Below are 17,745 nucleotides of genomic sequence, written 5' to 3' on the forward strand. Positions count from 1 at the left end.
TTCAACCGGATAACTCACTCTTGTCCCCATAGAAAAAACACCTCCAAGTCTAATTTCGGCTAACAATCATCCGTTTTCAAACTTGAAGGTGTTTTTTATTTGTCTCATCTTATGGGGTCAGTCCCCACTTATGGCATCCGGCTTTTTTTATTAATCGATCACATACGTATCCACTTTTTTAATCAGATCGCTGATTTCCGGCTTGCTGATTTGCTCATCGGCGCCGACCACTTCTCCCCGGTGACGTAAATCATCTGTAATTAATGATGAGAAAATCATAATCGGCACATCGGAACTCTTCGGATTGTCTTTAAGCAGCTTTGTCAGCCTGTGTCCGTCCATTTTCGGCATTTCAATATCACTGATGATCATATCGATTTGTTCTGTTAAATCATTGCCGCTTTCGGTAAGGTTCATGATATAGTCATATGCGTCTTTTCCATTCTCAAACGCTGTAATATTGTTGTATCCGGCTTCGGTTAATTCATCTTTTAAAAGACGCATCAGAAGCGGTGAGTCTTCTACAATAATAAGCTTTTTATCAGTTCTTCTTTCGTCAAAGCCCTCGGTATGCATATTGTACGTATCAACACCTGAGTCTGATTCGATATCATAGATGATTTTTTCATAATCAGGCAAAAAGATCATCGTTTCTTCCAGTTTGATAATCCCTGTGAGGTGCCGCTCCATTCCTTGATTTAAGGAAGTCGGTTTTTCAATCGCTTCCCATGAAACCCTGTGAATTTGAGAAACCGACCCGACATGGAAAACAATTTTTCGCTTATTAAATTCGGTGACGATATACTTCTCGTCTTTTGATCCCTCAGGCTCCACCCCGAAAAAGGAAAACAGGCTGATGACTGGGAGAATTTCTCCTCTTAGTTTAATCATTCCTTCTACATGTTGGTGGGAGTGAGGCACTGATGTGACCTCGACAGGCTGAATAATCTCTCTTACTTTCATGACGTTAATGCCGAAAGCATTGCCACCAACGCCAAACTTCACAATTTCTAATTCATTTGTACCAGAATCCAATAAAATTTCGTATTGTTGTAACGACAATTCAATCCCTCGCTATTCGCATTCAGTATTGTACTGTATATATCGGCGAAAATTATAAAAAATGAATGGTGAGGCTCTTCAAAATCCTATTCTGGCGACAGTTATGCTGATAACCTTAAAAAAAGAAACTTTTTTCCTAATGACCATTGACTTTCCAACTGACAGTGATAAAATAGTCAAGGATTTTTCCAAAGAAGGGTGTAAATAATGGGTACTTTAGTAATATTTAAAGAAAATGAAATGACTGTTTTAGAGGATATCAGTGAAGAGACTTATCTTCATATGAAGAAAGAATCTGCTGATCTTCAAGAAGAGCATCCCCCGTACATGATTTGGCACGAAGACCTTCATTTTGACTATGGTTATTGATGAAATTGGCACATATAAACAATAATAGAACATGATACAATAAAGACAATCAAATCGCTGGTTGTCTTCTTTTTTTCTGAGAAGGAAGGTATGTTTAGTAAATAGGCGCATACAATCGAAATATATCGGTTAAAAAGGTGACAAATGGCCAGCTAGTGGTAAAATAGGAGAAACTCATTATATATATTAAGGTGATGAATTATGGAACATTTGCTGAATCCGAAAGCCAGAGAAATTGAAATTTCAGGAATACGCAAATTCTCAAATCTTGTATCTCAACACGAAAATGTCATTTCACTTACGATCGGCCAGCCTGATTTTTTCACGCCGCATCATGTGAAAGCTGCCGCAAAAAAAGCCATTGATGACAATGTTACGTCATACACTCCAAATGCCGGCTACCTGGAATTGAGACAAGCTGTTCAGCTTTATATGAAGAAAAAAGCAGACTTCAACTATGAAGCTGAAAGTGAAATAATGATCACAACGGGAGCGAGCCAAGCCATTGATGCAGCTTTCCGCACCATTCTGTCTCCCGGCGATGAAGTCATTATGCCAGGTCCGATATACCCGGGTTATGAACCAATTATCAATTTGTGCGGCGCCAAGCCTGTCATTGTTGACACGACGTCTCACGGGTTTAAACTCACAGCCCGGCTGATTGAAGAAGCTCTGACTCCCAATACCAAGTGTGTCGTGCTTCCTTATCCGTCAAACCCTACCGGTGTGACATTATCTGAAGAAGAGCTGAAAAGCATCGCGGCTCTATTAAAAGGCAGAAATGTCTTCGTATTGTCAGACGAAATATACAGCGAATTAACATATGACAGACCGCACCATTCGATTGCAACGCATTTGCGGGATCAAACCATTGTCATTAACGGCTTGTCAAAGTCTCACAGCATGACGGGATGGAGAATCGGATTTTTATTCGCTCCGAAAGACATAGCAAAACACATTTTAAAGGTTCATCAATACAATGTGTCATGTGCGTCCTCTATTTCTCAGAAGGCAGCGCTTGAAGCTGTGACTAACGGATTTGACGACGCCCTGATCATGAGAGAGCAGTACAAAAAACGGCTCGATTATGTGTATGACCGCCTCGTGTCGATGGGGCTTGATGTCGTAAAACCGTCTGGCGCATTTTATATTTTTCCTTCTATTAAATCCTTTGGGATGTCTTCGTTTGACTTTAGTATGGCTCTTTTGGAGGATGCTGGTGTGGCGCTTGTGCCCGGCAGCTCGTTCTCAGCGTTTGGTGAAGGATATGTAAGGCTGTCTTTTGCATACTCGCTGGACACATTAAGAGAAGGATTAGATCGTTTAGAATTATTTGTACTAAAGAAAAGGGAATCGATGCAGACGATATAAACAACGGCGTTTAAGCCGTTGTTTTATTTTTTTGGAAATGAGATTTTAAACGCTGTGCCTTTATCCGGCTGGCTGTCTACATGGATAACGCCTTGATGATTCTCAATGATATTAAATGTTACCATCAGCCCGAGCCCTGTTCCCTTTTCTTTTGTCGTTAAAAATGGTTCTCCAATACGGTTGAGCACCTTTTCAGGTATGCCCTCCCCTTCGTCCTTGACGGTAACATGAACAGAATGCTTATCCTCTGTTACGATAATGTCTACAGTGCCTCCGTCAGGCATAGATTCTACTGCATTTTTTATTAAATTAATAAATACCTGCTTCAGCTGATTTTGGTCCCCGTTTATATAAATGCTGTCTTTCTCATAACGGGTTCTGATAAAAATCCCGTTTAAATTCGCCTGGGTTTCCAGCAGCGCAGAGACTTCACCAATTAGTTTTTTCAAGTTCAAATGCTCTTTCACGGCATTCTGCTGGGGCTTTGCCAGCATCAGCAGTTCACTGAGTATTAATTCAATTCGGCTGAGCTCAGAGAATACAATGTCAAAATAATGTTCATTTCCTTCCATCGTCGGTTTCATCAGCTGTAAAAACCCTTTGATCGCGGTCAGCGGATTGCGGATCTCATGCGCGATTCCCGCTGCGAGCTGTCCCGCGATAGATAACTTTTCTGATTTAAGCATGAGTTCCTCTGTTTGTTTTCTCTCAGAAATATCACGCAGAATGACTTGGACAGCCGCTTCACCGAAAAAGGTCGTCGGAATGCAGACCATCTCCGTGTAGATGACCCTGTTCTGAAAGGTAAACCATGATTGCTTAACGATTTCCGATTCTGTTTTTTGCTCGGCAATATTTTGGATTCTCTCTTTCACGTCCTCATGATCGCATGGGTGAAGCTGATCGTATATATTTTTGCCGATTAAATCCTCATAGGTCGCCGCTTCAAACAGCGAAATTCCCGACTCATTCATAAACACCCATTTCCCATTATGAATCACAGCAATAGTATCGATTGAATTTTGAATCAGCAGCTGATATCGTTCACGGCTTTTTTGCAGGATGGTTTGGAATTTTTTCCTTGAAGAGATATCGATTAGCAGAAGCAGTTCAGCCTGCTGGTTTTTGTAGACGGTCGGGGACGCTTTCACTTCTAAATGAACAGGTGTGCCATCAAGCCTTTTCCACGTCTGTTCAATCATTCCGACTTCCATTCCTTTTTGCATTCGTATAATTCTGTTTTTCACGATATCATGATACTCTTCCTCAATAAATTCATAGGACCATTTGCCAATAACAGCATCCTTGCTTTTTGCTCCCAGCATGGAAAGCATTGCGCTGTTCACATAGACGATTTTGCCGCTGACACTGATGCATAGAGGGCTTGGAAGATTTTCAACTAGCCGCTCATAATCATCCGTTATATATGTAGTTGATTCCGGGTTCGCAGGCTCAATTTCATGTTTTTCGCAGCTAAGAGGCTGATGCCCGGACTCTTCTTCGAGAATCTTCATTTTCAAAATGATTTCCCGTTCCGTCCGCTCAGCTCTCGTCGTCACAATTTCTACTGCAGCCTCCACCCATACAATCGTATGATCTTTTTTAATGAAACGAAAGGTGCACGGCATCAGATGATGTTCATTATAAAAATAGCTTTCAACTAAAAATTGGTCTTCCTCATGCAGAAATGTCTTGAGGAATGATCCGATCATTTCTCCCTGGAGATAACCCAGATACAGTTTGGAGTTGGCTGATATATAAATGATGCGCCCATTAGAAGCCAAGACTGCATGAATATCGGTTTTCGTTTGAAATGGCTTAACATACTGCGTATCCTGTTCCACAGAATCCCTCCTTTGCATGATCATCATGTTCGACATTTACAGATTGACTTTTACCTAGTATGATTCGCTAGAAAATGAGTATTCTCCTTCTATTCTTATAGTGATCTCTAATTTTTGAGTAAAAGAAAGGGCACACAATCTGTCAGATGTGCACCCTGTTTTTTATTTTTCGCTATTTTTCTTTTCGAGCTCTGCGTAAGCGTGTATGGCTCTTTTGGCAATAATTTTATTGATCTTATCATCATCATCTACTGATGGAACAACAACACTAAAGGCCACTTTTGGATTTTTCGACGGGTAATAGCCGACAAAAGTCAGATTGTAAGTTTTTTTCCCCCACCAGTTGCGATTCGTGCCGTAATAAAATGTTTCTGCTGTTCCAGTTTTTCCCGATACATCTTCTGTAAAAGTATTTTTAGCTGTTCCTGAAGAGGTTACTAATTTCATACCTGTTTGCACTTGCTGTAAATCACTTTGGGAATTATTGATCTTATTCAGCACTTTAGGTTTCCTTTGCTCGATTGCATTACCGAGTTCATCTTTTTTGCCTGGCTCATGTATGCTTGTGACGATTCTAGGCTGTACACGGTACCCTCCGTTTGCAATCACAGAAATGTACTGTGCCATCTGAAGCGGTGTATATGTATCATATTGACCAATTGCCAAGTCTAAAATTAAGCCCCCTACAACATCAGGTGTCGTTTGCATTCCTGCAGATTCCTGCGGCAGGTCAACACCAGTCTTGACTCCAAGGCCAAACTGGCTGTAGTAATTTCTCATTTTGAGCAGATCCTTCTGATCAGCAGGAAGCGGTCCACGCGGCTTATACGTTACCCCAGCTATATGCATAGCAACATTAAACATATATACGTTTGAACTTTTTTGCAAAGCCGTTAATTCATTGATGGTTCCCATATTTGTGTAAGATTTTTTTATGAGGTTCGTTCCTAAATACATCGGCGCATCATGGAAATATTTATAATGCGGAATCCCATCCTGATAGCCCGCGAGAACGGTTGCACCCTTTACTGCTGATCCCATTTCATATTGGGTTGTAAAAGCACCGATCGCATAATCTTGAATCTTATTTGTTTCTAAATCTATCTTTTTTCCTGCCATCGACAAAATATCGCCGTTATTCGGATCCATCATCACAACAAAGGCCCGGTCAAGCATATAGTTTCCGCGCGCGCGGCTATTTCTCACTTCTTCTTCAACAATCTTTTCTACCTTTGCCTGCAGCTCCATGTCAAATGAAAGCCGAAGATCATAGCCCCGGCTGCCTTTGTCGATTGTTTTCTGGCTGACGACATTTCCTTTATTGTCTTCCACGTATTCCACTTTTTCTTTATGAGAATTTAAATAGTCCTCATATTGATACTCCAAATAACTTTTGCCGACTCTGTCATTACTCGCATAGCCTCTCGTAACATAAAAGTCTTTCCGGTCGCTGAGCAGCCCTTGATCAGGTGTTGTGACACCTCCAAAAACGGAATAAAGTGTTTTGTCATAAGGGTATTTTCGTGTCCAATCGTTTACGACATCTATCCCCGGCAGCTCTTCTAAATGCTCAGACACAATAGAAATTTCATCATATGTTAAATCATTTTTCGGTCTTTGCGAGGAGTTTTTCTTTTCATCAAGCAATGATCCGTTTTTGCCGTTGCCATTGCTGTTATTCGGGTCCATCGCTTTTACAATCTGAGGTTCATACGCATTCCCGCTTGAAAATCTTGTGTATATGGCCGCGGTTTGCATAGCTTCGTCATCCCGCTGAATGGCCTTCAATTCTTTAGCCGGGACGCGTTCCACTTGAAGCTTGTAAGCCTGTGTCCCCTTCAGATTGCTTTCAGATTCCTTTAACAGGCGGGCGGCTTTTTTCGGATGAGAAGCGAGCCAGTAATCACGTAAATCTCTATCCTTTAAAAATTCGGTATCAATATCGATCAAAGCGGCAAGCCGTTTAGCTGTTTTGATTTTGTCCTCTGTTTTTGTGCTGGATGTTGAGACATACACAATTTCCGGCACGCTCTGGTTATCAACAGCCACTTTCTCGTTTCTGTCATACATCTTCCCCCGAGGCGCTGGATAATACGCTGTCTTCGCATTAGCTTTCTCAGCGTTTTCTTCATGCTGTTCGCCTTCGACAATTTGAACAACGCCAAGCTTAAAGATTAATGCAGTAAATAGAACAAAGACCGCCAGGAAATACAGATTCATTCTGATTGCTCTGTTTCCTTTGCGCTTTTTCTTTGGTTCACGTCCTATTTCAGTCACTTCTGGTTACCCCTCTCAAATCATTCAATATATTTACATATACTGTTTTTAATTGTAACACCTTTGTAATAGTTGTTACAGCGAAAAGGGATAAAAAAAGTTGTCAATAATGAAATACATTAAAATATAACTAACGATTCAAAAAATAGGAAGTTATGTAACTGTGAGATAAAGTCACTACATACGCATTACTCGCTTGCCATCAGCGGTTCAGCGCGTTTTGATTACAAAAATGACAATCACCATTTGTCAAAGGAAAGTGATGGATTCTTTATGACAAAAAAGCTATGTTATGATTTTTTTGTAGAAAACAAACAACTCTAGGAGGTTACGAACTAATGAAAAAAGCATTTATTTTATCTGCTGCCGCTGCGGTGGGATTATTCACATTCGGAGGCGTACAGCAAGCATCAGCGAAAGAACTCTCCTGCCAGCCTGTGGTAACGGTCAAAACAGGGAACACAGTGCAAAACCTTACACTTAAGGATGTAGTGAAAAAGCTACATATTAAAACAAATATAAAAACACTAAACGCGGCTAACGAAAAAGATCTCGAGAAGCTTCTTCAAAAGCATGCGAAACAATCCAACATGAAGATTCAGGATGTTCAAAAGCCGGAAGCTGCAAAGCCAGCTCAAAAGGCTCCTGAAAAAGCCGCTGCTGATAAAAGCACTGCTGCTAAAGCACCGGCTACTCCTGAAAAAACAAGCAATAATACAACAACAGCTGCACCTTCATCTGTAAGTGCATATGAGAAAAAAGTTGTTGAGCTGACAAATGCAGAAAGACAAAAACAAGGTTTAAAACCGCTTCAAATCGATGAAACATTAAGCAAATCTGCACATGCAAAATCACAGGATATGAAAGACAAGAACTATTTTGATCACCAAAGCCCAACGTACGGCTCACCGTTTGATATGATGAAATCTTTCGGAATCAGCTACAAAACAGCTGGTGAAAACATTGCTAAAGGACAAAAAACACCTGAAGAAGTAGTAAAAGCTTGGATGAACAGTGAGGGCCACAGAAAAAACATTCTTAACCCTAACTTCACACACATCGGTGTCGGTTATGTTGAATCCGGCAGCTACTGGACACAGCAATTCATCGGAAAATAATAAAAAGAGATTGCCTGTTTTGGACAGGCAATCTCTTTTTTATTTTACCCAAAGCTTATATATACTTTGGGTTCCGCTGTTTTCTTCTCCTTGTGCGGCAAGTTGGTCATATAATGATTTCGCAAGCGACAAGCCTGGCATTTCTTCACCCATTAATTCAGCTTCCTCTAAAGCAATTCCCATATCTTTGATAAAATGCTTTACATAAAATCCTGGCTCGAAATCACCTTTCAACATACGCGGGGCGAGATTTGACAATGACCAGCTTCCTGCCGCTCCAGTTGTAATGCTCTTCAGGACATTTTCCGGCTGAAGGCCTGATTTTTGGGCATAAGCCATCGCTTCGGCTACACCGATCATACCTGCTGCAATCGCGATTTGATTACACATCTTTGTGTGCTGTCCGCTTCCTGCCGGCCCTTGATATTGAATATTCTCTCCCATTAAAGTGAAGATGGGCAGGCAAGCTTCAAACGCTTCTTTTTCTCCTCCGACCATAATCGCCAGTGTTCCGTTTTGTGCGCCAATGTCACCTCCTGAAACAGGTGCGTCTAAGGCAAATAATAATTTTTCTTTGGCTGTCTCCGCAATTTTTTTTGCTAATGACGGTTTGGAAGTCGTCATATCAATGAGATACGCGCCTTTTTTAGCATTTTCAATAATTCCGCTGCTGCCGAAATACACTTCTTCTACATCACTGGGATAGCCTACCATTGTAATAATGATATCCGCTTCTTTCGATAGGTCTTTTACAGTGTCTTTCCACACGGCGCCTTTTTCCAGTATGCTGTCCGCTTTTGCTTTTGTCCGGGTATACACCAATACGTGATGTCCATCTTTAAGGATATGTGAAGCCATACTGTTTCCCATTACTCCAAGACCGATAAAACCGACTGTTTTTTTCAAGTAAATTCCCCCAGACATTAGATTTCATTTAGTTAAAATTTATCATTTTCTAGACTACCATATCTAGTAATCATATAGTAGAGTCTAAAAAATAAAAAACCCAAAACTTGAAAAAGTCTTGGGTATCCAATGTTGATTATAATGTAAATTTAGCAATAGCGTTCATAAGCTCTTGGCTTGCATGTTTTAATGTATCAGTTGAGTGTTTGACTTTCTCAAGCGTGATCAGCTGTTCATCGGTTGAGGCGTTGACTTCCTCCGCTGCAGCAGCCGATTCCTGTGATATAGCTGAGATACTTTGAATCGCTTCAGAAATGGCAAGCTGTTCTTCACTCATTCTTTGTATTTCTTCGTAAATTTGATCAATACCTTGAACAAGTGACTGCATTTCCGCGGTGATGGTGTTTAATACTTCACCAGTCTCATGAATTGCGCTGTTTTGTTCATCATTCATTTTACTTGCTTCAACCATTGCATGGGAAGCCTCTTTTGTTTCAAGCTGAATCAACTTCACTGTCTCACTGATATGCTTGGTGGAAAGCGCTGACTGCTCGGCAAGCTTCCGCACCTCTTCAGCCACGACCGCAAATCCACGTCCGCTTTCACCGGCTCTGGCTGCTTCAATACTGGCATTTAAGGCAAGTAAATTGGTTTGATCCGAAATATTTGAAATCGCAGTAACCACTTCTTCAATATTCTTCGTTTGATTTTCCAAATCCAGCAGCATCGTTTCGACTTTCTTTGTTTCCGTATTGGCTTCGTTTGATTTCATCAGCAGCTGGCCGAGCGCGTCAAGCCCTTTATAGCTTGCATCCTCTGAGGATTTTGAACGTGCTTTCATGCCGCCTGCCTGATCAGCTATCCGTCTGATTTTAGCAGACAGGTTTTCTGATTTTTCGTTAATGGTCTCAACTTCTGAAGCCTGTTCCGTTGCCCCTGCTGCCACTTCTTCGATCGCTTTTGCAATTTGTCCGCTCGTTTCATTGGTTTCAGCGGAGACAGCTGTTAATTGTTCAGAGGTGTCAGACACTTTTCCTGAAGAATGTCTGACTTGTTCCACCATTTCCTTCATGTTTTCAACCATCTGATTAAAGTCTCTTGTTAACATGCCGACTTCATCCTTGGTCTTTGACTCTGCATGCACTGTCAAATCGCCTGCAGAGACGGCCTTTGTTTTTGCAATCAGCTGCTGGATCGGGCCGGTTATTGTTTTGGCGAGGAAGTAGCTGAGAATAATCGTCACCGCCAGCGCGATGAGTGAGATGAAAAGGTTCGCCCGATTCATTTTATCTGAAATCCACATTAATTTATTTGTGTCAAATTGTGTTCCGACTTTCCATCCCGTTTCTCCAACCGTTTGATACACAATCATTTTTCCCTTTGCATCTTGTATCCCGTTTTTGTCAGATGCAATGGTTTTTAATGTTTGGTCCTTGGAGATATTTTTTCCTTGGTTTGACGGATGTGCTAAAAGATTGCCGCTTGCATCAGCTAAAAAAGCAAAGCCATTGTATGGCACCTTTTGCTTATTTACCATGGTCTGGATGGAAGAAAGTTTCAGATCATAACTGGCAACGCCTATCACCTTCTGCCCGTCAAGAATTGCTTTTGAGGCTGTGACGATCATTTCTCCCGTCACGACATCTTTATAGGGTTCCGTCCAGACAACTTTATCCGGTGTTTCAGCCGCGCGCATATACCATGGTCTAGAAACCGGATCATAATCTTCTGCAAATTCTGCTTTCGGATATGTAAACATTTCTTTTTTTGCGGTGCCTATATAGGCCATCGCCACATAATCATCGTTTTCTTTAATTTGTTTAATGTCATCATTAAACAGCCTGGCAGCTTCTTTACTTGAGTTTGTCACAAACGCACGTGTTAATTCTCCATTTGCCAATCTTAACAGCGAAATGTCATAACTCTTTAATTGCAGTTCGATATTTTGTTCAAGCGAGTTTGTTACGTTTTGTGTCGTGTTTTTCCCATCCTCTGTAATCATCGGTTTTAACGTCAGGTAAGAAGAAAGCATCAAAAGAACAACTGTGACGATTAACATGATAGAAACGAAAACAGCAATCTTCATGTGAAGTTTTTTAAACAAACCAATCCCCTCCTATTTTCTATATCGGCCTTTTCACCCAAAAAATGAATAATCATAAAATAAATTATATTGAAATCACAAGATATTTACTGAAAATTCTAACTGGCTGTGTTTCAGCAGTTTGGATTACGATATAATAAACAGCACAAGGAGAGTGATTGTCATTTTTAAACAGATGTATGTCCATAATGGCATTAAATTTGAGCGGCTGACGATCAGAAATTATTTGAGAACAGACATAGAGGGCTTGCTTTCTCTTCAGAAAGAGTGTTTTCCCCCTCCATTTCCGCAGGAATTGCTGTGGTCAGAAGAACAGCTCGCCAGCCATATCAACACCTTTCCGGAAGGCGCCTTATGCGCGCTGGTTAATGGTGAGATCGTCGGTTCGGTGACTTCTCTTATCGTGCATTTTGATCCCAATGCTCCCGAGCATACATGGGCGGAGACAACAGATAACGGCTATATTACATGTCATGATCCGCAGGCAAATACGTTATATGTAGTGGATATTTCGGTTTCACCGCATTACCAGAAGCTTGGAATAGGAAAATGGCTGATGAATACGATGTATGAATTAGCCGTTGAAAAGCGAATGGAACGGTTACTCGGCGGCGGACGTATTCCTTTTTATCATAAGTACGCACATGAGATCAGTGCTTCACAATATGTAGAGGATGTTATAGAAGGAAAAAAGAAAGATCCTGTACTGTCATTTCTCCTCCATTGCGGCCGTTCACCGCTCTGCATCGTCAGTAATTATTTGGACGATGAAGAATCCTTGAATTACGGGGTGTTGATGGAGTGGAAAAATCCCTTTTATGAAAAAACGAGCTGTAAAGCTGACAGCCCGTTTATGTGAAATATTCAATTTTTGCATTAGGAAAATACGTATCGATATAAGATTCAAGCGTTTCCCGAAGCACATGCTCTTCATCTTTCTGATAAATATATTTTCCGATCCCGTAGCGTCCCCATTTATAGCGCCGCTTTTCTTCATCTAACTCCAGCTTTGTTTTTGGATAATTCTTCTCAATGACTCGTTTCGCCGGCTTCGTAAATCGATGCTGAATCAATTCAAAGGTAATATCATGTCTGACATCCTGCGGCAAAGCGGCATCAAGTTTTTCAAACAGATGTCTGTATCCTTCCTCCCAGCCTTCATGGATGTAAATCGGCGCAACAATAAAGCCTAACGGGTAGCCTGCTTTCGCTACTTTTACAGCCGCTTCAATCCGTTTATCGAGAGGAGAGGTTCCCGGCTCAAAATTCTTAATCACATAGTCAGCATTTATGCTGAATCTGAATCTTGTTTTCCCGTTATGTTTCGCATCCAAAAGGTGATCAACATGGTGAAACTTCGTGACAAATCTGAGCTTGCCAAGCTCACTCTGTCCAAAATGTTCAATGGCGTGCTTGAGCGTATGTGTCAAATGGTCGATGCCCACAATATCCGAGGTACATGAAGCTTCAAACCTTGTAAACTCCGGTGCACGTTCTTTCATATACTGATCCGCCTGGTCCAAGATTTCTTCGACATTTACATAGGTTCTGATATAGGGTTTTGTTCCCATTGTGGTTTGTAAATAGCAGTAATGGCAATGCCCCATACAGCCTGTTGCAAACGGGATCGCATATTCAGCTGACGGTTTTGAAGAATCAAACTTTAATGTTTTTCGGACGCCGATTACTAAAGTTGATTTTGCATTACGGTATTGCTGAAGATGGTTTTTACCAGGAATATTGCGCACTTGGTTATGGGACGTCGTTTCTCTGATTTCGATGCCCATTTTTTCAAATTTATCATGTAATTCCTGTGCCAATGGATATTCCATTGCTCTCGGTTCAATATAAACGAGCTGCGGAACAAATGGGTTCTGCATGGTGCCACATCCTTTTCCTTTTCTACCGTTACTTTTCTCATAAGGCGGAAAGGATATGAGTTGTAATGTTTTCCTTGTTACTCGTACGGATCGATATCAAATAATTCTTTGTAAAGCGTTTTTGCTTCTTCATAGCTTGCAAAAACAGCATCATCCTCAGCAAACGGATGATAGGTTTCAAATATAAACAGGGAAAGCTCACCCTCATGGTATGGGTGATGCACAATTTCAGCTTCTTTTATATGAGCAACATTGGCGGCGTGCGGATTTCTGTAGATGACGTAGACTGTATCTCCTGCGTTAAATTCGTTTGACATTCTATCCCTCCTAGCCATGTTATTGTGCCCCGCTGCATCCCTGATTATGAAAAAAACCAGACAGGCCGGAGGCCGTCTGGTTTTTGTGAATTACTTGAATGTTTCTTTTACGAACGCGACAACTTCTTCTGTCGTGCTCATAGATAAGATTTTCTCTTTAAATGACTCAGCTTCTTGTTTAGACAATTTGCTGATTTGTGTTCTTGCCGGAAGGATAGAAGTTGCGCTCATTGAGAACTCATCTAAGCCTAAGCCAAGAAGAATCGGAATCGCAATTTCATCTCCTGCCATTTCTCCGCACATGCCGACCCATTTTCCTTCTTTATGTGCCGCTTCAATTACAAGTGTAATTAAGCGAAGGATTGCAGGGTTGTATGGCTGATACAGGTAAGATACACGTTCATTCATACGGTCAGCTGCCATTGTGTATTGGATCAAATCATTTGTTCCGATACTGAAGAAGTCAACTTCTTTAGCAAACTGATCAGCGATAACTGCAGTTGACGGAATCTCAACCATCATACCGACTTCGATGTCGTCAGATACAGTTTGTCCCGCTTTGACAAGCTTTTCTTTCTCTTCAAGAAGGATCGCTTTCGCTTCTTTGAATTCGTTAACTGTCGCAATCATAGGGAACATGATTTTCAAGTTTCCGTATGTACTTGCACGAAGCAGCGCGCGAAGCTGTGTTCTGAAGATTTCTTGCTCTTCAAGGCAAAGACGAATCGCTCTGTAGCCCAAGAACGGGTTCATTTCTTTAGGAAGCTGCAGGTAAGGAAGCTCTTTGTCTCCGCCGATATCAAGTGTCCGAACGACAACTGATTTTCCTTCCATACGCTCAAGAACCGTTTTGTAAGCGTCAAACTGCTCATCTTCTGTAGGCAGCTGATCTCTTCCCATGTAAAGGAATTCTGTACGGTAAAGACCAACTGCTTCTCCGCCGTTTTCAAGAACACCCTTCACATCATCAGGAGTACCGATATTCGCTGCAAGCTCTACATGATGACCGTCTTTTGATACAGTCGGTTCATTGACCAGCTTCGCCCACTCAGCTTTTTGAGCTAAATAAGCGTTATGTTTTTCTTCATACTCTTTTACAGTTTCCGCAGAAGGATCGATAATGACATCGCCATTAATACCGTCAACGATAACAGTCACGCCGTTTTGGATCGTGCCTGTAGCCGCTTTCGTTCCGACAACTGCAGGAATCTCAAGAGAACGCGCCATGATGGCAGAGTGAGATGTGCGTCCGCCGATATCAGTTGTGAATCCTTTTACGAACTCACGGTTTAATTGAGCCGTGTCAGACGGTGTTAAGTCTTCAGCTACAATAATAACTTCTTCTGAAATCATGCTTGGGTTTGGAATTTCAACGCCAAGCAGGTGGCCCGTTACGCGTTTTGTTACGTCGCGGATATCTGCCGCACGCTCTTTCATGTATTCATTATCCATAGATTCAAACATGGTAACGAACATAGAAGACGTTTCTTTTAAAGCGAATTCAGCGTTTACAGAATCAGAGCTGATTTTTTCTTTCACAGGATTCAGAAGCTCAGGGTCACTGAGAACTAAAAGGTGAGCAGAAAAAATATCAGCTTTATCCTGACCCAGTTCTTTCAAAGCATGCTCTTTGATTTTTTCGAGCTCTTCTTTAGAACGTGCAATCGCTTCATCAAAACGGCTTACTTCCGCTTCAGAATCAGAGATGTTTTTCTTTTCAACCGTTAAATCTGGCTCTTCAAGCCGGTACGCTTTTGCAATCGCGATGCCGGCTGAAGCACCAATCCCTTTTAATTCTTGCATTACTCGCCGAGTCCTTCGCTTTTCATTGTTTCTTCTAAAGCGTTAAGAGCATCGTTTTCGTCAGCGCCAGCAGCAGAAATTGTGATTTCAGCGCCTTTAGCGATTCCAAGAGACATAACACCCATGATTGATTTAAGGTTTACAGTTTTGCCGTTATATTCCAAATTAACGTCAGCGTCGTATTTGCTTGCAGTTTGAACAAGAACTGTTGCAGGACGAGCGTGAATTCCAGAATCTGCAGTTACTTTGAATGTTTTTTGTGCCATTTTTATCATTCTCCTTTTAACTTAAAGCTATATTACTTCACAATATTATATCATACAGCCGTACTTGTCATCTGACAAGCACAGCGTACTATATACCCTTATTTTTCAATCTTCACAATGTCTTCTTGCTCTCTGTTAACTGATCCGCTTGCCTTAATGCTGACTGTTTCTCCTTCAGCAAGGTTCGTAAATACGATCGGTGTCATCAGAGACGGTACATTCGGTTTTACTGCGTCCAAATCAACTTCAAGAAGCTTTTGTCCAGGCTCAACGCGGTCCCCTTCTGATACGAAAGACGTAAACCCTTCGCCCTTGAGGCTGACCGTATCAATGCCGAAGTGGATCAAAATTTCTTTTCCACCGTCGGATTGCAGGCCGATTGCATGTTTTGTCGGGAACACATTTAATATTTTTCCTCGCACAGGAGAAACGACGATGCCTTCAGAAGGAAGGATCGCAAAGCCGTCACCCATCATTTTTCCTGAGAAGACTTGGTCAGGAACATCAGTAATCGGGTGAATTTCTCCAGCAATCGGAGAAACAAAGACTTCCTCGCCAATTTCATTTTGCAGCGGTTCTGCAATGACTTCCTCAACCTGCTGCCCTACTTCTTCCTCAGCGGATGTTTTCGGTTCAGGTCTTGGTTTGCGTCCCGCGATGATATCCTGCATTTGTGTTTTTAATCCGTCAGAACGCGGTCCGAAAATCGCCTGAATATTGTTGCCCACTTCCAGAACCCCGGAGGCGCCAAGCTGCTTCAGACGGTCTTTATCAACCTTTTTCTGATCGTTTACTGTCACACGCAGACGAGTGATACAAGCATCAAGGTGTTTGATGTTTTCCTGGTCACCCATTGCCTGCAGGATCTCGTAAGGAAGGTCGCCTGCTTCTCCTGTTTTCCCGGATGCTGCTGTTTCAGCTGAAGCATCCTCACGGCCTGGTGTTTTCAGATTAAATTTGCGGATCGCAAATCGGAATCCGAAGTAGTAAATAAGCGCAATCCCTAAACCAACAGGGATGACAAGCCACCATGCCGTCCGGTTCGGTAAAATGCCGAAAAGGAAGTAGTCAATTAAACCGCCGGAGAATGTCATACCAATCTTAACATTCAACAGCTGCATGACCATAAACGAAAGCCCTGCAAACAAACAGTGGATCGCAAACAGGACAGGGGCAACGAATAGGAATGAGAATTCCAATGGCTCTGTGATCCCTGTCAGGAAGGATGTCAGTGCTGCTGACCCCATAATACCTGCAACAAGTTTTTTGTTTTGCGGTTTTGCTTCATGATAAATCGCAAGTGCCGCTGCAGGAAGACCAAACATCATAAATGGATATTTACCTGTCATGAACGTACCTGCTGTTAATTGTACGCCGTCTTTAATCTGCGCCATAAAGATGCGCTGATCCCCGCGGATGATCTCTCCGGCTGCACTTTTGTAGCTGAAGAATTCATACCAGAACGGCGAGTAGAAAATATGATGCAGACCAAATGGAATAAGCGAACGTTCAATGACCCCGAAGATAAATGCAGCAAGGGTTGGATTCGCTTCCACTAATCCAGTTGAAAAGGCATTCAATCCATGCTGGATCGGAGGCCAGATCACTAACATAATAAGACCCAGAATCAGTGCGGAAATTGACGTAATAATCGGTACGAAACGTTTACCCGCAAAGAAACCAAGATATTGCGGCAATTCAATTGTATAAAATTTGTTAAACAACAATGCTGCCAGCACACCGACGATAATACCGCCGAATACCCCTGTCGCCAAGGTAGGTATGCCGAGCATGTTTACATATGCCGGGTGGTTTTCCGTGAAGAACTTGGCTCTTTCGATTGAATCGGAAGGAATGGTTCCGTTTGCAAGAAGAACCGCACTCATGGATACGTTCATCACCAGATAACCGATAATTGCTGCTATCCCGGCAACTCCATCTCCGTTGGCAAGCCCGATGGCTACACCTACTGCGAAAAGAAGCGGAAGGTTATCGAAAACAATCTGCCCAGCGCTTTCCATCACACCCGCAACGAGCTGAACATTGTCATTGCTTAGGAAATGCAGGACTTGAATCATGTCCTTGTTTTGCATTGCATTCCCGATCGCAAGCAAAATACCCGCCGCAGGAAGAATCGCAACTGGAAGCATAAGCGCACGCCCGATTTTTTGGAGAACGCCGAATAATGCTTTAAACATAAGAATTGACCTCCTCTTTTTACTAGTCTGACCTTACAGCTAAAAATCATGACAACGAATTCACAGGCGTAAGTCTTCCAGTTTAACCGTTTACATTTGCCCTTTTACACAACAAAAAAGGCATGAGCAAAATAGGGTGCGCAAAAGAACGAGAATGACCTTCCCGTTTTTTCCCCTCAATCACTCATGCCTGATCGGATCAGTAACACGTTTTTAAAGGATAAACTGAA

13 protein-coding genes and 1 pseudogene are annotated in these 17,745 nt (G+C 41.9%); 4 read left to right on the forward strand and 10 right to left on the reverse strand.

Features of this window, described 5'->3' with window-relative positions:
- Positions 1–150: 150 nt before the first annotated feature.
- Positions 151–1,062, reverse strand: coding sequence for a chemotaxis protein CheV (gene cheV / locus WA325_RS10295; protein ID WP_024121210.1), 912 nt, complete (start codon positions 1,060–1,062; stop codon positions 151–153).
- Between the two features lie 207 nt (positions 1,063–1,269).
- Between cheV and WA325_RS10300 the strand changes: the two genes are divergently transcribed.
- Together WA325_RS10300 and WA325_RS10305 are read left to right on the forward strand one after the other, a co-directional pair.
- Entirely contained in the window at positions 1,270–1,431 is a 162-nt protein-coding gene (locus WA325_RS10300) for a hypothetical protein (protein ID WP_003238943.1), read from the forward strand.
- Positions 1,432–1,632: 201 nt separating this feature from the next.
- Positions 1,633–2,816 (forward strand): annotated as a pseudogene (locus WA325_RS10305) (aminotransferase A).
- Positions 2,817–2,825: 9 nt separating this feature from the next.
- Here WA325_RS10305 and kinA read toward each other — a convergent pair.
- Together kinA and WA325_RS10315 are read right to left on the reverse strand one after the other, a co-directional pair.
- Positions 2,826–4,646, reverse strand: coding sequence for a sporulation histidine kinase KinA (gene kinA, locus WA325_RS10310; protein WP_044156088.1), 1,821 nt, complete (start codon positions 4,644–4,646; stop codon positions 2,826–2,828).
- A 162-nt stretch (positions 4,647–4,808) separates the two neighbouring features.
- Positions 4,809–6,923 carry a peptidoglycan D,D-transpeptidase FtsI family protein gene (locus WA325_RS10315; protein WP_336183584.1) on the reverse strand — a complete coding sequence of 705 codons (2,115 nt, stop codon included), beginning with the start codon at positions 6,921–6,923 and terminating at the stop codon, positions 4,809–4,811.
- 338 nt (positions 6,924–7,261) lie between these two features.
- Between WA325_RS10315 and WA325_RS10320 the strand changes: the two genes are divergently transcribed.
- Positions 7,262–8,041, forward strand: a complete 780-nt coding sequence (locus WA325_RS10320) for a CAP domain-containing protein (protein WP_024121205.1) — start codon at positions 7,262–7,264, stop codon at positions 8,039–8,041.
- Positions 8,042–8,080: 39 nt separating this feature from the next.
- Here WA325_RS10320 and WA325_RS10325 read toward each other — a convergent pair whose 3' ends face one another.
- Together WA325_RS10325 and WA325_RS10330 are read right to left on the reverse strand one after the other, a co-directional pair.
- Positions 8,081–8,947, reverse strand: a complete 867-nt coding sequence (locus WA325_RS10325; RefSeq protein WP_105955545.1) for an NAD(P)-dependent oxidoreductase — start codon at positions 8,945–8,947, stop codon at positions 8,081–8,083.
- Positions 8,948–9,083: 136 nt separating this feature from the next.
- Complete coding sequence (locus WA325_RS10330) at positions 9,084–11,051, reverse strand: methyl-accepting chemotaxis protein (protein WP_105955544.1); 1,968 nt, start codon at positions 11,049–11,051, stop codon at positions 9,084–9,086.
- Between the two features lie 157 nt (positions 11,052–11,208).
- Here WA325_RS10330 and WA325_RS10335 point away from each other — a divergent pair, with 157 nt between their 5' ends.
- Positions 11,209–11,910, forward strand: a complete 702-nt coding sequence (locus WA325_RS10335; protein ID WP_336183680.1) for a GNAT family N-acetyltransferase — start codon at positions 11,209–11,211, stop codon at positions 11,908–11,910.
- On the opposite strand, the gene splB is transcribed toward WA325_RS10335, so the two are convergent.
- The 5 genes from splB to ptsG all read right to left on the reverse strand — a co-directional run bounded on the left by splB (position 11,903) and on the right by ptsG (position 17,515).
- Positions 11,903–12,931 carry a spore photoproduct lyase gene (gene splB, locus WA325_RS10340; protein WP_024121198.1) on the reverse strand — a complete coding sequence of 343 codons (1,029 nt, stop codon included), beginning with the start codon at positions 12,929–12,931 and terminating at the stop codon, positions 11,903–11,905. The two genes, WA325_RS10335 and splB, sit on opposite strands and share 8 nt — an antisense overlap.
- 77 nt (positions 12,932–13,008) lie before the next feature.
- Complete coding sequence (splA, locus tag WA325_RS10345) at positions 13,009–13,248, reverse strand: splAB operon transcriptional regulator SplA (RefSeq protein ID WP_044156104.1); 240 nt, start codon at positions 13,246–13,248, stop codon at positions 13,009–13,011.
- Positions 13,249–13,338: 90 nt separating this feature from the next.
- Entirely contained in the window at positions 13,339–15,051 is a 1,713-nt protein-coding gene (gene ptsP / locus WA325_RS10350; protein WP_059292877.1) for a phosphoenolpyruvate--protein phosphotransferase, read from the reverse strand.
- Positions 15,051–15,317, reverse strand: a complete 267-nt coding sequence (locus WA325_RS10355) for a phosphocarrier protein HPr (RefSeq protein WP_010334034.1) — start codon at positions 15,315–15,317, stop codon at positions 15,051–15,053. Before WA325_RS10355 ends, ptsP begins: the two co-directional genes overlap by 1 nt.
- Before the next feature lie 98 nt (positions 15,318–15,415).
- The gene (gene ptsG, locus WA325_RS10360; RefSeq protein WP_044156106.1) at positions 15,416–17,515 is read right to left on the reverse strand and encodes a PTS glucose transporter subunit IIABC; all 2,100 of its coding nucleotides are present in this window, start codon (positions 17,513–17,515) and stop codon (positions 15,416–15,418) included.
- Positions 17,516–17,745 lie beyond the last annotated feature (230 nt).

The sequence above is a fragment of the Bacillus sp. 205(2023) genome, from assembly GCF_037027485.1.
Classification (GTDB): domain Bacteria; phylum Bacillota; class Bacilli; order Bacillales; family Bacillaceae; genus Bacillus; species Bacillus halotolerans.

What these genes read in the sequence shown, in the direction of transcription:
- ptsP (WP_059292877.1), bottom strand. Translation starts at nt 15,051, where the DNA reads ATGCAAGAATTAAAAGGGATTGGTGCTTCAGCCGGCATCGCGATTGCA.
- WA325_RS10355 (WP_010334034.1), bottom strand. Translation starts at nt 15,317, where the DNA reads ATGGCACAAAAAACATTCAAAGTAACTGCAGATTCTGGAATTCACGCT.
- WA325_RS10320 (WP_024121205.1), top strand. Translation starts at nt 7,262, where the DNA reads ATGAAAAAAGCATTTATTTTATCTGCTGCCGCTGCGGTGGGATTATTC.
- ptsG (WP_044156106.1), bottom strand. Translation starts at nt 17,515, where the DNA reads ATGTTTAAAGCATTATTCGGCGTTCTCCAAAAAATCGGGCGTGCGCTT.
- splA (WP_044156104.1), bottom strand. Translation starts at nt 13,248, where the DNA reads ATGTCAAACGAATTTAACGCAGGAGATACAGTCTACGTCATCTACAGA.
- splB (WP_024121198.1), bottom strand. Translation starts at nt 12,931, where the DNA reads ATGCAGAACCCATTTGTTCCGCAGCTCGTTTATATTGAACCGAGAGCA.
- WA325_RS10300 (WP_003238943.1), top strand. Translation starts at nt 1,270, where the DNA reads ATGGGTACTTTAGTAATATTTAAAGAAAATGAAATGACTGTTTTAGAG.